This window comes from Streptomyces sp. WAC 01529 (assembly GCF_003945545.1).
GTDB lineage: Bacteria > Actinomycetota > Actinomycetes > Streptomycetales > Streptomycetaceae > Streptomyces > Streptomyces anatolicus.
Genome location: NZ_CP029617.1, coordinates 4362840 through 4375514, shown reverse-complemented (window position 1 = coordinate 4375514; position 12675 = coordinate 4362840). Strand labels below are relative to the sequence as shown.

Below are 12675 nucleotides of genomic sequence, written 5' to 3'. Positions count from 1 at the left end.
CGGGCCTGCTCGGGACGCGGCTGTGCGTGGACGAGGGCGAGTTCGAGGCGCTCGCGGAGCCGTGGGGGCGGCTGTACCGGTCCTGCGAGGCGGCAACGCCCTTCCAGAGCCACGCCTGGCTCTCCTCCTGGTGGCGGTCGTACGGGCGGCCCGGACGGCTGCGGGTGCTCCTGGTCCGGGAGGGGGACCGGCTGATCGCCGCGGCGCCGCTGATGCGGGTGCACCGTCCCCTCCCGGCGCTGAAGCCGCTCGGCGGGGCGATCTCCGACTTCGCGGACGTGCTGGTGGCCGGCTCCGCGCGCGAGCGCGCCACCGGGGCGCTGGTGACCGGGCTCCACAAGCTTGCCAGGACCGCGCTGATCGACTTCGGGGAGGCCCGCCCCGGCGCCTGCGTGGAGAGCGTCCACGCACGCTGGCCCGGGCCCAAGCTGGCGCTGCCCGACTCACCCTGCCTGGAGCTTCCCGCCCTGCCCATGGAGGAGCTGCTCCAGCGGCTGCCGACGCCCCGGGCCCAGCGCGCCCGGGCCAAGATGCGCAGGCTGACGAAGCTGGGCGTGGAGGCGCGTACCGTGCCCGCCGACGAGGTCGAGGCGTCCGTACGGACCCTGCTGCACCTGCACGAGTTGCAGTGGCGGGGCCGGAAGGTGACCTCGGAGCATCTGCGGCCGCGGTTCCGCGAGCACCTGCTGCGCTCGATGCGGCCGATGGTCGCGGCGGGCGAGGCGGTGCTGACCGAGTTCCGCCTCGACGGCGAGGTGATGGCCGCCGATCTGACGCTGCTCTCGGGCACGCTGGCGGGCGGCTATCTGTACGGCGCCCACCCCCGGCTGCGGGAGCGCAAGGTGGACGTCGCGACGATGCTCCTGGACGCGTGCACCCGCCACACCGGCGGCGAACAGCGGCGCGCCCTGAGCCTGCTGCGCGGCGACGAGCCGTACAAACACCACTGGCGCCCCGACCCGGTCACCAACCAGCGCTTCCTTCTCGCCCGCGGGCGTACGGCCCCCCTGCTGGCCGCGGCGGTCTGCGACGCGTCGGCCCGGCGGTGGGCGAAGGAGCGGCTGCGCGAGCGGGCGGCGCGCCGCGGCGGCGGGGCCTCCTCGTGAGAAGCCCCGCCCTCGCCGTGAGAAGCCCTGCCCTCGCCACACACAGCGGGCACAGGAGCGACGGCCTCAGGAGTGCCGCGGCCCCTTCCACCAGTCGAGCCGCATGCACAGCTTCCCGCCGAGCCACTGCTCGACCCAGTCACCGAGGTTCAGCGGCGAGCACTCGGTCGGCATCACCGGTCCGGGCGGCACGTCCGGCGTGCCGTCACGGCCGGAGAGCAGCTCGCGGTAGACCGCCGAGGCCGCCGGATTCTCCTTGCACTGCCACACGCCGTGCGGGCAGTAGTCCGTCACCGTGTTGTAGAGCGGCTTCTTCTCGTCCATCCATTTCAGCATCCGGCGCATGTACTCTTCGTTGTCGCCGTTGCGGAAAAGCCCCCATTCGGGATAAGAGATGGGTTTCTTGTGCGCCGCCGCGAAATCGACGTGCTCCTGGAGTCCGTACGGCTCCTCGATCTGCTCGTCGAACGACATTCCGCGCGGCTGGTCGTACGAGTCCATGCCGATGATGTCGACGACATCGTCACCCGGATAGCACTGCGTCCACGGAACGGCGTCACGCCCTCTGCTGGGCGTGAAGTCGAACTGAAACTTCTGTCCGGCCACCGAACGCATCGTGGTGACGATCCTGTTCCAGTACTTCTTCCAGGACTCCGGGTCCGGGCCGCAGCGATGGGTGTAGGTCGTGCCGTTCATCTCCCAGCCGAGGACGATCACCGTGTCGGGCACGCCGAGGCGGACCAGGCGTTCGGCGAGCGCCCGGAAGTGGTGGTCGAAGCCGCCGGCGGCACCCTGCCGCAGCAGCCCGGCGACCTCGTCGTCACCGACGCCTTCCTCGTTGCGTTCGAGCATCGGCACGTTGAGGACGAAGAGCCTGTCGTCCTTCTCCTTGCGCCACTTCGCCCAGTCCTCCAGGAAGCCGGGGGTGCCCTCGATGTTGGTCCACAGGTCGCCGGGGAGGTAGGTGTGCCCGACCCGCAGCTCGGCCCCGCCAAGCCACTTGCTCAGCTCGTCGATGCGCCGGACGCCGCGGGGCCCGTAGTCCAGATACGCGCCGAAGGCGGGCGTCTTCACCGAGGCGGCGGGCGCCGGAGCGGGCGAGGCCGCGGGGTCCACCGGCCCGACCGAGGTCACGGGGGGCCCGGGAGGCGCGGGGGCCGCGGGCGGGGCGCCCGGCGGGTCACCGTCGCGCTCGACGCCCGTCGTGTGTCCCGGCGCCGAGGCGAGAGCCACCGCCGAGACGACCCCGACAGCGAGAAAGGAAAGACGTTTGCCGTGTCGCCGACGCCCTGCACCCATAACCGCTCCTCTTTCTCGACCAGCCCGCACTGACACCTCGTCATATTTATTTCTATTACGCCAATCGAGTTTCTAATCCCGCGATCCGTCACATCGCCCGTATGGACGACCGAGCAGTGAGGGTGACTTTGTCTCCGCTGGACACACGAATCCCTGCGGTCCTCTTGAGGATCGACCGCAATCCCTTTCACCACGGGACACTGGGCGCCGTACGCTCGCTGGGGCGCGCGGGCGTGCAGGTGCACCTGGTGGCCGACGACCGCGAGAGCCCCGTGCGGCGCTCCCGGTATCTGCACCGCATGCATCAGCCGCCCGCCCCGGGCTCCCCGCCCGCCGAGGTGGCCGCCGCGCTGCGCCGCGTCACCCGCCACCTCACGGCCCCGGCCGTCCTGATCCCCCTGGACGACGCCGGCGCCCTCGCGGTCAGCGCCCTGTACGCGGAGCTGAGCGACCGCTTCCTGCTCCCCCGCCCCACCGGCGACACGGCCGAGCGCGTCGCCGACAAGGCGTCCCTGGCACGGGTGTGCGCGCGGGCGGGCGTGGCGCATCCGACGACGGTCGTGCCGGAGTCCGCCGCCGACGCCGTCGGCGCCGTGGCCAGGCTCGGCCTCCCCGCCGTCGCGAAGTGGAGCCGCCCCTGGCTGCTCCCGCACCACACGGGTCTGCGCAGCACCACCCTCATCGGCTCCCCGCACGAGGCGGCCGCCCTCTTCGAGCGCCGGGACGAGGCGGGCAGCCGCCTGCTGCTCCAGGCCTTCGTGCCCGGCGCCCGGGACGGCGACTGGTTCGTGCACGGGTGCGCGGGCCGCGACGGGGTCGTACGCGGTGGCGGTACGGGCCGCAAGCACCGCTCCTGGCCGCGCTCGGCGGGCCTGACGGTGAGCGGCACGTGGACGGAGAACCGCGAACTGTGGTCCGCCGCCACGCGGTTGATCACCTCGCTGGGCTACCGGGGCGTCTTCGACCTGGACTTCCGCAGGGACGCGGCGACCGGCGACTTCCACCTCATCGACTTCAACCCGCGCCCCGGCGCCCAGTTCCGCCTCTTCGCCGACGGCACGGGCACGGACGTGGTGCGCGCGCTGCACCTGGACCTCACGCACCGGCCCGTGCCCGCCCCGCACCCCCTTGAGGGCCGCGCCTACGTCGTGGAGAACTACGCCCCGCTGACCGCGCTGCGCGCCCTGGCCCTGCCGGGGCCGCGCGAGCCGTCACCGCCCGGCGAACTCGCCTGGCACGCGGGCGACGACCCCGGTCCCGGGGCGGCCATGCGCCGCCTGTGGCTCCGCCATGTCACGCGGCGGCTCTGCGACGCCGTGGTCCGCCGCTCGCGGAGGGTCCTCGCGCTCTTCTCCTTCAGGAGCGGGCCGCGGGAGCTGGCGCCCGCCGTCGTCCCCGGCCAGAAGAAGCGGGCCGACCGGCCGGAGAGCGTGCCGTCACCGACGCGCGAACCGCGCTGATCGGGTGGAACCGCCACCGGTCACAGGCGTGGCACGCCCCCGTGCGGCCCGCTGCCCCTACGCTCGCCTCAGGTGACGCGGAGACGGCACCCGGCCCGGCTTCCGTGTATGCGATGGTCCACCGAAGCCGGGCCACCAGGACCAGGCCCCCAGGGCCGGATCACCGAGGCCGGGCGGCCTGGACCAGGCCCTCTTATGAGTGACACAGCGGGCGAACGGGTGAACCTCGTCCGCCGCACGGCCCGTCAGATGGTGCACTGGACGCGCTTCATGGGACAGCCGGGTCGCCTCCCGCCAGCCGTCGGCAGCCATGCCGTGGGTGAGCGACATCCCCCAGCGGGCCGGCCGCCCTCCGTCCGCCGCCTCGGCTCCGCGATTCCTCGGGGCGTACGCGTCCGGCAGCACGCGTCAGAGCCTTGGCCGCCAAGGACCGGTCGAGCCCCGCTACCCGGCAGGTAGCGGGGCTCGACCGGTTCTGTCGTACGAGAATCAGCGGTGGGCCGGGGCGGTGCGGCCGCGCCGGTAGAGGATCGCGCCGCCGAGCAGCAGTCCGGTGCCCGCGGCCGCCGCCCCCAGCAGCGTCCCGTCCATGCCCGTCTCGGCGAGCCGGGTCCCCGGGCCCGTCGCGTGCACCGGGTGGTCGGCGGGGGTCGCCTGCGGGGCGTGCCGCGGCGTCGTGGGCGCGGGTCCGGCCTCGGCGCCGGGCTCGCGGCCGGGGTCGCGCGGACCGGGCACGTCGGGGCGCGCGCCGGGGGGATGCGGTACGAACGGCGGGCGCACCGCGTGCGGTTCGGATCGCGGGCCGCCGCAGCTGTTGCCCGTGGCGGGCGAGACGGCGGCGACACCGTTCACGGAGTTGCCGCAGACGTTCACCGGGACCTCGACCGGCGCCTTCACGTTGTTGCCGGACAGCACGCCGGGCGAGTTGGCGACCTCACCGCGGGCGGTGGCACCGGAGGCAGGTCCCGCGGAGCCTCTCCGTTCGGCGGCCGCCGGTGAACTCCCGGCGCCGCGGCGGTAATCGTGGCCCCGCCCGGCCGGAGTGGAGGTGTTCGCGCACTTGTTGGCGGCGGCCGGGTTGGCGGCGCCCACGCCGTTCACGGAGTTGCCGCAGATGTTCACCGGCACCTCCAGCGGCGCCTGCACACTGTTGCCCGACAGCACACCGGGAGAGCCCGAAGCCTGTCCGCTCGCCTCGGAGTCGGCGAACGCGGAGGTGCCGGACAGGGACAGGATGCTCGTGGCGGCCGCGGCGGAGAGCATTCCTTTGCTGAGGGCCTGTCGCAATCTAGTGGTCTTTCTCTGTGCGAGGGAGGACCGGCCCCGGAGCCCGAAGGCTGCCGGGGCCGGTCAAGACGCAGCTGGAGCAGCTGAGTCGAGACGTCAGTCGTTGACGCAGGTGTTGCCGAACGCCGGGTTCAGCAGAGCGATGATGTCGATGGTGTTGCCGCACAGGTTGATGGGCACGTGGATCGGCACCTGGACGACGTTGCCCGAGAGGACACCCGGGGAGTTGGCAGCCACACCCGAGGCGCCGGCGTCGGCGACAGCCGGAGCGGCCATGCCCAGGACCATGACCGCACCAGCGACGAGCGTTGCGCTCTTCTTGAGCTTCACAGCTTTTCCCTTCTTTCGGGTCACGCCTGAGCGGCGGCCGGGGCCGGGCGGGCAGTTCCTGTTCCCGCACCGTGACCAGAGCCCTGCTTAACGAGTGATAAGCGCAGAGGAAACCGAGGGGTTGACGTTCCTCGGAAATTCACTCGAATGCGAGGGAATAAAACAAGCTCGGGCCGCCCACCGTGAAGACGGGCGGCCCGAGCGGGTCCTACGGCGTGACGGATCAGCCGTTGCCGGCGCCGTTGGCCGAGAGGATCGGGATGTCCTCCAGGATGTGCGACAGCGGCTCGTCGCCCTTCGCCTGCGTCGAGTTCTCGGTGCACTGCTGGGTCTGCGGCGCGGACAGGATCGGGATGTCCTGGATGCCGACGTTGACCAGGGCGACGATGTTCTGAATGTTGGCCTTGACCGGGAGACCGATGCAGGGCTTGTTCAGAGTGCCCTGGACCAGGGAGAGCTGCGGGCTCATGTCGCCCTTGGTGGCAGAGTTACCGAACGACTGCTCGGCGCCATTACCGCTCTGCGACCGGGTGCCGGTGTCGTCACCGATCGCCATCGCAGGGGTGCCGACACCGGCCACGGACACGGCGACCGCGGCTGCTGCCGTTGCCATTGCCTTCTTAAGCATTTGTGGTTCCTTTTCTGGGCAGACGCTCACGTTACTGCGGCCTGCTCAACTCCCCACTCCGCGTTTAGTTCCGTGCATTCACTCCATCGGATCTTTTCAGCGACCCACTCTGACGGCGAGGCACTCCTGGAATCGGCACACAGAAATGAAGGTCCGATTATTCGCAGATCGGCGGATCGCGCCTCGCGAGAGGCCGCACATTGGGCCATCGGAGTGAATTTCAGCAACCCCTCACGTCCCGGGGCAGTTGCTCAGGGTGCTCCGAGGACGGGGCTAACTCAGAGAGGAATATCTGTGATCAAGAAGGTTATGACCGCAGCTGCGGTCACGGCTTCCGTCGTCGGCATGTCAGCGGCCGCAGCGCCCACGGCAGTCGCCATCGGCAACGACGGCGGCACCGAGACCATGAGCGGCAACCACGCCGTGCAGTCGTTCGGCAACTCCGCCACGCACGGCAACATGAGCCCGCAGATGGCGCTCATCCAGGGCTCGTTCAACAAGCCCTGTATCGCTCTGCCGGCCAAGCTCAACCTCCAGAACATCGTCGGCCTGGTCAACGTCGGCATCCAGGACATTCCGATCCTCTCCGCGCCGCAGACCCAGCAGTGCACCGAGAACTCGACGCAGGCGAAGGGCGACGAGCCCCTGTCGCACATCCTGCAGGACATCCCGATCCTCTCGGCCAACGGCGTCAGCAACGACTGACACCGGACACAAAAAAGCGGGCCGCCGGCTTCCTCCTCGGCGGCCCGCTTCTGTTGTTCTCCGGATAATTCCTCTGCTTCAGTTCCGGGGCCACGGGTCGCGTTCGACCAGCCTTCTCCACTCGGGGTCGGGATGGCCCGGAATGGTCCTTCCCTGCGCGTGCCAGCTCCTGAGCAAGGAATCGTAGATGGGGTCGGTGCGACACTCCGGGGACTGCCTGCTTGTCGGAATGACACCTAGCCGCTGCCATGGTCCTGTGCGGTCAGCCATAGTTCCTCGGTGAGAGTGGGGGCGTCCCCGTCTTCGTTCCTGGCGAAGTGCGGCACGAAACGGTGCCGTTGGAGCGAAAGCCGTCACCGTCACTTCGGCGACCGGCATTCAGCACACTTATCAACCGAATGGCTCAATCGCCGAAACCCGCGCCTTGTCGCCGAGTTGATGACCATGCGGCTCCGGAGTGGAGCCTCACTCGAAGGGAACCCCTCACCATGAAGAAGCTGCTCGCAACGGCCGCCATCGCCCTGACCACCGCCGGAATGTCCGCCGCCATGGTCCCGCAGGCCATGGCCACCGGAAATGACTCCAGCACCGAATCCCAGAGCGGTAACGGCGCCAAGCAGTCGTTCGGCAACTCCGCCACCAACGGCCGGATGAGCCCGCAGATGTCCCTGGCCCAGGGCTCGCTGAACAAGCTCTGCGTCGGCCTCCCGGTCAAGGCCAACATCCAGAACATCGTCGCCCTGGTCAACGTCGGCATCCAGGACATCCCGATCCTCTCCGCGCCGCAGATGCAGCAGTGTGTCGAGAACTCGACCCAGGCGAAGGGCGACGAGCCGCTGTCGCACATCCTGTCCGACATCCCGGTCCTCTCGGCCAACGGTGTCGCCAACAACTGAACCTGAGTTCCGACAGGGGCCGGCCGGAACACCGGCCGGCCCCTGCGGCTCGAACGGCTCCGGAAGGCCTCTGATGCAGCGAATCGTGAAAGCGGGACTCACGGCGGCGGTGGCCGCCGTCTCGGCCCTCGCTCCCATGGCGGCGACCGCCGCCGAACGCCCCGAGGTGACGCTGGACGGCACCGCCCGGCTCGGCGAGGACCCCTCGGTCGCGACCGTCTCCGGTACCTATACGTGCCGGGGCGTGCGGGGCGACGCACAGCTGATGGTCACGCTCCGGACCCGGCGCGACCGTACGCCGACCGCGTCCGAGACCCAGGCGATGAAGCAGCTCTTCACCGGCCTCGGCGTCTCCGCCGCGCCCGTTCCCAAAGAGCTCTCGACCGTCACCGCCCAGACCCGCACCGTCGCCCTGAAGTGCGACGGGAGCGCCACGGTCCGCCCCTGGAAGCGCACCTTCAGCGGGCAGTGGCCGAAGAACGGCAAGGCCGAGGCGGACGTGACACTGACGTCCGTGAGCCTGCCCGGCCTCAAGCTGACCCGGCACGCCACCGCCTCGCGCGCGGTGACGTTCGTCTAGCGGCGACGGCACGGGCGCGCTGTCACGCTGTCACCGTTTCCTCACAAAGCGGACGTAGCCTCTCGTACGTGACTCGCGTACTGCTCATCGAGGACGACCCGGCCGTGCAACAGGGGGTGACCCTGGCGCTGCGCCGGCGCGGGCACGAGATCGAGGCGGCCGCCAGCGGCGAGTCCGGGCTCTTCGCCCTGGAGCGCTTCCGGCCCGATCTCGTGCTGCTCGACCTGATGCTGCCCGGCATCAGCGGACTCGAGGTGTGCCGGCGCATCCGGGAGACCCGGCAGATCCCGATCATCATCCTCTCCGCGCGCGGCGACGACATTGACATGGTCGTGGGCCTGGAGGCGGGCGCCGACGACTACGTGGTCAAACCCGCGAGCGGTGAGGTGCTCGAAGCGCGGATCCGGGCGGTGCTGCGACGCGTCGTACCGAGGGAGAGCCCGGACGGGGACGCCGAGGCCGGTGGTCCAGAGGTCCACGGGGAGCTGAGCGTGGACCGGGTGGCGTTGCGTGTCTTCAAGGGCGGGCACGAAGTGGTCCTGGCTCCCAGCGAGTTGAAACTGCTGCTCTTCCTGTGCGGGGCGCCGGGGCAGGTCTTCAGCCGCCAGCAACTCCTCGAACAGGTCTGGGAGCACAGCTTCTACGGTGACGCGCGGCTGGTCGACGCGTGTGTGATGCGGCTGCGCGGCAAGGTCGAGGACGACCCCCGCCATCCCGTGTACGTCCAGACGGTGCGGGGGTTCGGCTACCGGTTCGGGCCACTGTGAGGCGTGGTCACGACAGGCCGGGTCGCGAGAGGCGTGGTCCCGAGAGGCGCGGGCTGGCCGCCCTGCGTCCGCGTGGTGGTCTGCGTACCCGGCTGCTCGTCGCCTTCCTGGTCGTCTCCGCGATCAGCGCCCTCATCACCGCGGCCCTCACCTTCCGCGAGGCCCGCGCCGCCATCCTGGACCGCACACAGGACTCCGCCGTGCACGACCTGCGCGCGCAGCTCGACTCCCTCGCGCCCGACGTGCCCTTCCCGCCCACCTCACGCAATCTGCGCGATCTGGCCCTCCAGCTCGACCGCGCGGGCGGCTCCCGCGGCTGGCGGGCGGGGGCCGCGTACGAGGACGGGCCGCTGGTGACCGCCAAGGAGGGCGAGACCTTGCGGGTGCCCGGGAGCCTGCGCCGGGCCGTCCGGGAGCGGAACACGGCCGCCCATCAGCGCCTGGAGCGCGGCGGCGAGCCCTGGCTTGCGATCGGTCTGCCGCTGGACTTCAGCGACGGGGCCAAGGCGGGCGACCGGAAGGCCGCCTCCGGGCTCGCCGTCTACGTCACCTTCTCCCTCAAGGACGAGAAGGCCGACATCGCCGCGCTCGTCACCGCGGCGCAGGCCGGTGCCGTGCCCGCCCTCGCCCTGGCCGTGGTGCCCGCGCTCTTCGCCGCCCGCCGCGTCCTGCGACCGGTGCGCAGACTGCGTACGGCCGCGGAACAGCTGTCCTCCGGAGCGCTCGACACCCGACTGGACGTCTCCGGGAACGATGAACTCGCCGATCTGAGCCGCACGTTCAACTCCATGGCGGGCGCCCTGGAGAAGGACGACGCCGAGCTGCGCCGCATGGAGGCGAACGCCCGCCGCTTCGCCGCCGACGTCTCGCACGAGCTGCGGACGCCGCTGGCCGCGATGACCGCCGTCACCGAGGTGCTCGACGAGGACGCGAACTCCGGGGAGCTGCCTCCGGAGACGGCCGACGCGGTGCGCCTCATCAGCGGCGAGACCCGCAAACTCGCGCGCATGGTCGAGGACTTGATGGAGATCTCCCGCTTCGACGCGGGCGCCGCTGCCCTCCATCTCGACGGCATCGACGTCGCCGAGGCGATCCGCAAGACCCTTCAGCTGCGCGGCTGGCAGGGGCGCGTCACCGCCGAACTCCCCGAGGGGCTACGGGCCTCGCTCGACCCGCGCCGCTTCGACGTGATCGTCGCCAACCTCGTCGGCAACGCGCTGCGGCACGGCGGGGAGCCCGTCGTGGTGCGCGCGTACGCCGAGGAAGGGCTGTACGGGGGCGAGGGCGGTCTCGTCGTCGAGGTCGCCGATCAGGGGCCCGGCATCCCCGCCGACGTCCTGCCCCATGTCTTCGACCGCTTCTACAAGGCCGACGCGGCCCGCGCCCGCTCCGACGGCAGCGGCCTCGGGCTTGCGATCACCCTGGAGAACGTACGCCTGCATCACGGCACGCTCGATGCCGCCAACTCGCCGGAGGGCGGCGCGGTGTTCACGCTGACCGTGCCGCTGCGCCAGGCCTCCCGGGCCGCCACGGAGGACGTGTGAAAAGGCCGCTTCACGTCGTCGCCGTCGCCGCCTTGCTGCTCACCCCGCTGTCCGCCGTCGCCGGGTGCGGGATCTCCACCACCGGGCCCGTCTCCGCGGGTGCGGCGGCGACCGGCGCGGTGCGGCCCGGCACGCGCGCGTACGACGCCCGGCTGGACTTCCTCGGCCCCTGGGGCATGCAGTTCGTGTCCCGCAGGTCGGACACCCCGGTCGGGCCGCAGCAGGCCGTCGACCTGCTCCTCGCGGGGCCCACCGCCGCCGAGCGCGAGCGCGGCCTCGCCACCCTCGTCCCTCAGGAGCTGCGCGGCCGGGTGACCGCGCTGCCCGGCCGGGGCGCCGTCGACCTTCATCTGCCGGTCGCCGTCGCGCAGTTGGAGCACACCGCGGTGAGCCAGCTGGCCTGTACCGTCGCCAACGCCGACGGGATCCCCGGCGGGAAGGCCCCGGCCGATGTCCTGGTACGCGTACACGAGCCGGAGATCGACGGCGCGGACAGGGCCGCCACGTGGGATCTGCGCTGCGACGGGACGGGCAACGCCTATCCGGCGCGCTGATCGCCGGCTCCGACACGCTGATCCCCGACGCACCGTTCCGCTGGGCGTTCGGTGCTGCCACCATGCGGAGTCCGGGAAGCGGGGGGAGTCGTCCTCTGAGGGGGGCGGGGCGGGAGGCGTGCATGGCAGAGGTGTTCTTGCGGCGGCTGAGCCGTTGGCAGGCGGAGCAGCAGCGGGAGTCCGTGGCCAACCTCTACGTAGAGGCCTATCGGGGTGTGGCGGGCGCCGAGTACAGCGACCGGCAGGGCTTCCTGCGGCGCTTCGAACGCGATGTGCAGCAGCCCGACTTCGACATGGTCGTCGCCGACTCGGGGGGCCTTGTCGGCGCCCTCTACGGGCATCGCGCCGCGCCCACCGGCGAGTGGTGGGAGGGGTTCCGGGGCATCCTGCCCGCCGATGTCGAGGAGCAGACCGCCTCGGGCCGGGTCTTCCTGCTGAGCGAGCTGATGGTGGCGCCCGCCCACCGCGGGAAGGGCGTCGCCACCCGGCTGCGGACGCTGCTCCTGGCCCGGCACACCACCGATGCCGTCGTCGCCGTCATCAAGCGGGACGACGATCAGGGGCGGGAGGTGCTGCGGGCCTGGGAGTGGGCGAAGCTGGGGGAGTTCGACCCCGGGCGCGAGGGGTGGCTGCGGGCGCCCGCGCCCTTGCCCTGAGCTTTGGGGGGCGTCAGGGCTTGCTCGCCTTCAGTGAGTACATGAGCGGGACGCGGGGACGGTCCTTGGGGAAGCGGTAGGCGCCGTCGCGGATCTCCAGCGCGCCGAAGCGCGGGAAGAGCGTCATGTCGTGCTCGTGCAGGAATTCGATGCGCAGGCCCGCCGCGGCGAGCGCGGAGACGACCTCCCCGATGGGGTGCTGCCACTCGACGGAGCGGTTGTGGACGGTCGGCGTCGTCGTGTCCACGTACCCGGCGGGGTCCTCCTCCACCCAGGCCTCGCGCGCGAAGTAGTCGTGCTCCAGGCGGGAGCCCGTGGCGTCGTCCAGGATGTCGGCGAGGGGGTGGAACTCGGCGAGGTAGAGGAAGCCGCCGGGGGCGACGAGGGAGGCGGCGGTCTCGGCCCACCGCTGGATGTCGGGGAGCCAGCAGAGCGCGCCCACTCCGGTGTAGACGATGTCGTACGCACTGTCGGGGACCGCCTGCGCCGCGTCGTACACGTCGGCGGCGACGAAGGTGGCGCGCTCCTGGCCGAGGCCCAGCTCGGCGGCGAACTCCCGGGCCGCGTCGACGGCGGGCTCGGAGAAGTCGAGGCCGACCACGCGGGAGGCGCCGTGCCGCGCCCAGGACAGGGTGTCGAGGCCGATGTGGCACTGGAGGTGCAGCAGCGACCTTCCGCGTACGTCACCCACTTCCGCGCGCTCGAAGCCGCGCAGGGCGTCCTCGCCGGCGCGGAAGGCGGCAACGTCGTAGAAGTCGCTGGCCAGGTGGATCGGTACGCGTTCGTCCCAGCGTTTCCGGTTGGTCTCGCGCCAGTCCGCGGGGGTCGGGGAGTACATGTGCGGAAAGTTATCCACAGGGTGG

Annotated in this window: 14 protein-coding genes; 9 read left to right on the top strand and 5 right to left on the bottom strand. The window is 71.4% G+C overall.

From position 1 onward, the window contains the following. Positions 1-5: 5 nt before the first annotated feature. Complete coding sequence (locus DMA15_RS19765; protein ID WP_206302944.1) at positions 6-1106, top strand: GNAT family N-acetyltransferase; 1101 nt, start codon at positions 6-8, stop codon at positions 1104-1106. Between the two features lie 66 nt (positions 1107-1172). On the opposite strand, the gene DMA15_RS19760 is transcribed toward DMA15_RS19765, so the two are convergent. Beyond that, entirely contained in the window at positions 1173-2405 is a 1233-nt protein-coding gene (locus DMA15_RS19760) for a glycosyl hydrolase (RefSeq protein ID WP_125514125.1), read from the bottom strand. A 128-nt stretch (positions 2406-2533) separates the two neighbouring features. On the opposite strand from DMA15_RS19760, the gene DMA15_RS19755 reads away from it, so the two are divergent. Beyond that, positions 2534-3865 carry an ATP-grasp domain-containing protein gene (locus DMA15_RS19755; protein ID WP_125517887.1) on the top strand — a complete coding sequence of 444 codons (1332 nt, stop codon included), beginning with the start codon at positions 2534-2536 and terminating at the stop codon, positions 3863-3865. Between the two features lie 489 nt (positions 3866-4354). On the opposite strand, the gene DMA15_RS19750 is transcribed toward DMA15_RS19755, so the two are convergent. The 3 genes from DMA15_RS19750 to DMA15_RS19740 all read right to left on the bottom strand — a co-directional run bounded on the left by DMA15_RS19750 (position 4355) and on the right by DMA15_RS19740 (position 6110). Then, positions 4355-5152, bottom strand: a complete 798-nt coding sequence (locus tag DMA15_RS19750) for a chaplin (protein WP_125514124.1) — start codon at positions 5150-5152, stop codon at positions 4355-4357. Positions 5153-5248: 96 nt separating this feature from the next. Further along, complete coding sequence (locus DMA15_RS19745) at positions 5249-5506, bottom strand: chaplin (protein WP_164551791.1); 258 nt, start codon at positions 5504-5506, stop codon at positions 5249-5251. Between the two features lie 199 nt (positions 5507-5705). Continuing rightward, a complete protein-coding gene (locus DMA15_RS19740; protein WP_125514123.1) occupies positions 5706-6110 on the bottom strand; it encodes a rodlin in 405 nt (134 codons plus the stop codon). 294 nt (positions 6111-6404) lie between these two features. On the opposite strand from DMA15_RS19740, the gene DMA15_RS19735 reads away from it, so the two are divergent. The 7 genes from DMA15_RS19735 (at position 6405) to DMA15_RS19700 (ending at position 11812) form a co-directional block, all read left to right on the top strand. Further along, positions 6405-6815: a rodlin gene (locus DMA15_RS19735; RefSeq protein ID WP_125514122.1), complete on the top strand. Its 411-nt coding sequence runs from the start codon at positions 6405-6407 to the stop codon at positions 6813-6815. Between the two features lie 488 nt (positions 6816-7303). Beyond that, on the top strand, positions 7304-7711 hold the full coding sequence (locus tag DMA15_RS19725) for a rodlin (protein WP_125514120.1): 408 nt from the start codon (positions 7304-7306) through the stop codon (positions 7709-7711). A 73-nt stretch (positions 7712-7784) separates the two neighbouring features. Next, positions 7785-8291 (top strand): hypothetical protein, encoded by a 507-nt coding sequence (locus tag DMA15_RS19720; protein ID WP_125514119.1) that lies wholly within the window; start codon positions 7785-7787, stop codon positions 8289-8291. A 68-nt stretch (positions 8292-8359) separates the two neighbouring features. Continuing rightward, positions 8360-9058: a response regulator transcription factor gene (locus DMA15_RS19715; RefSeq protein ID WP_125514118.1), complete on the top strand. Its 699-nt coding sequence runs from the start codon at positions 8360-8362 to the stop codon at positions 9056-9058. A 53-nt stretch (positions 9059-9111) separates the two neighbouring features. Further along, a complete protein-coding gene (locus DMA15_RS19710; RefSeq protein WP_206302943.1) occupies positions 9112-10602 on the top strand; it encodes a HAMP domain-containing sensor histidine kinase in 1491 nt (496 codons plus the stop codon). Continuing rightward, the gene (locus DMA15_RS19705) at positions 10599-11156 is read left to right on the top strand and encodes a hypothetical protein (protein WP_125514116.1); all 558 of its coding nucleotides are present in this window, start codon (positions 10599-10601) and stop codon (positions 11154-11156) included. Before DMA15_RS19710 ends, DMA15_RS19705 begins: the two co-directional genes overlap by 4 nt. A gap of 122 nt (positions 11157-11278) precedes the next feature. After that, positions 11279-11812: a GNAT family N-acetyltransferase gene (locus DMA15_RS19700; protein ID WP_125514115.1), complete on the top strand. Its 534-nt coding sequence runs from the start codon at positions 11279-11281 to the stop codon at positions 11810-11812. A gap of 13 nt (positions 11813-11825) precedes the next feature. On the opposite strand, the gene DMA15_RS19695 is transcribed toward DMA15_RS19700, so the two are convergent. Next, positions 11826-12650 (bottom strand): class I SAM-dependent methyltransferase, encoded by an 825-nt coding sequence (locus tag DMA15_RS19695; RefSeq protein WP_125514114.1) that lies wholly within the window; start codon positions 12648-12650, stop codon positions 11826-11828. Positions 12651-12675: the final 25 nt, after the last annotated feature.

What these genes read in the sequence shown, in the direction of transcription:
- DMA15_RS19760 (WP_125514125.1), bottom strand. Translation starts at nt 2,405, where the DNA reads ATGGGTGCAGGGCGTCGGCGACACGGCAAACGTCTTTCCTTTCTCGCT.
- DMA15_RS19740 (WP_125514123.1), bottom strand. Translation starts at nt 6,110, where the DNA reads ATGCTTAAGAAGGCAATGGCAACGGCAGCAGCCGCGGTCGCCGTGTCC.
- DMA15_RS19725 (WP_125514120.1), top strand. Translation starts at nt 7,304, where the DNA reads ATGAAGAAGCTGCTCGCAACGGCCGCCATCGCCCTGACCACCGCCGGA.
- DMA15_RS19720 (WP_125514119.1), top strand. Translation starts at nt 7,785, where the DNA reads ATGCAGCGAATCGTGAAAGCGGGACTCACGGCGGCGGTGGCCGCCGTC.
- DMA15_RS19700 (WP_125514115.1), top strand. Translation starts at nt 11,279, where the DNA reads ATGGCAGAGGTGTTCTTGCGGCGGCTGAGCCGTTGGCAGGCGGAGCAG.
- DMA15_RS19695 (WP_125514114.1), bottom strand. Translation starts at nt 12,650, where the DNA reads ATGTACTCCCCGACCCCCGCGGACTGGCGCGAGACCAACCGGAAACGC.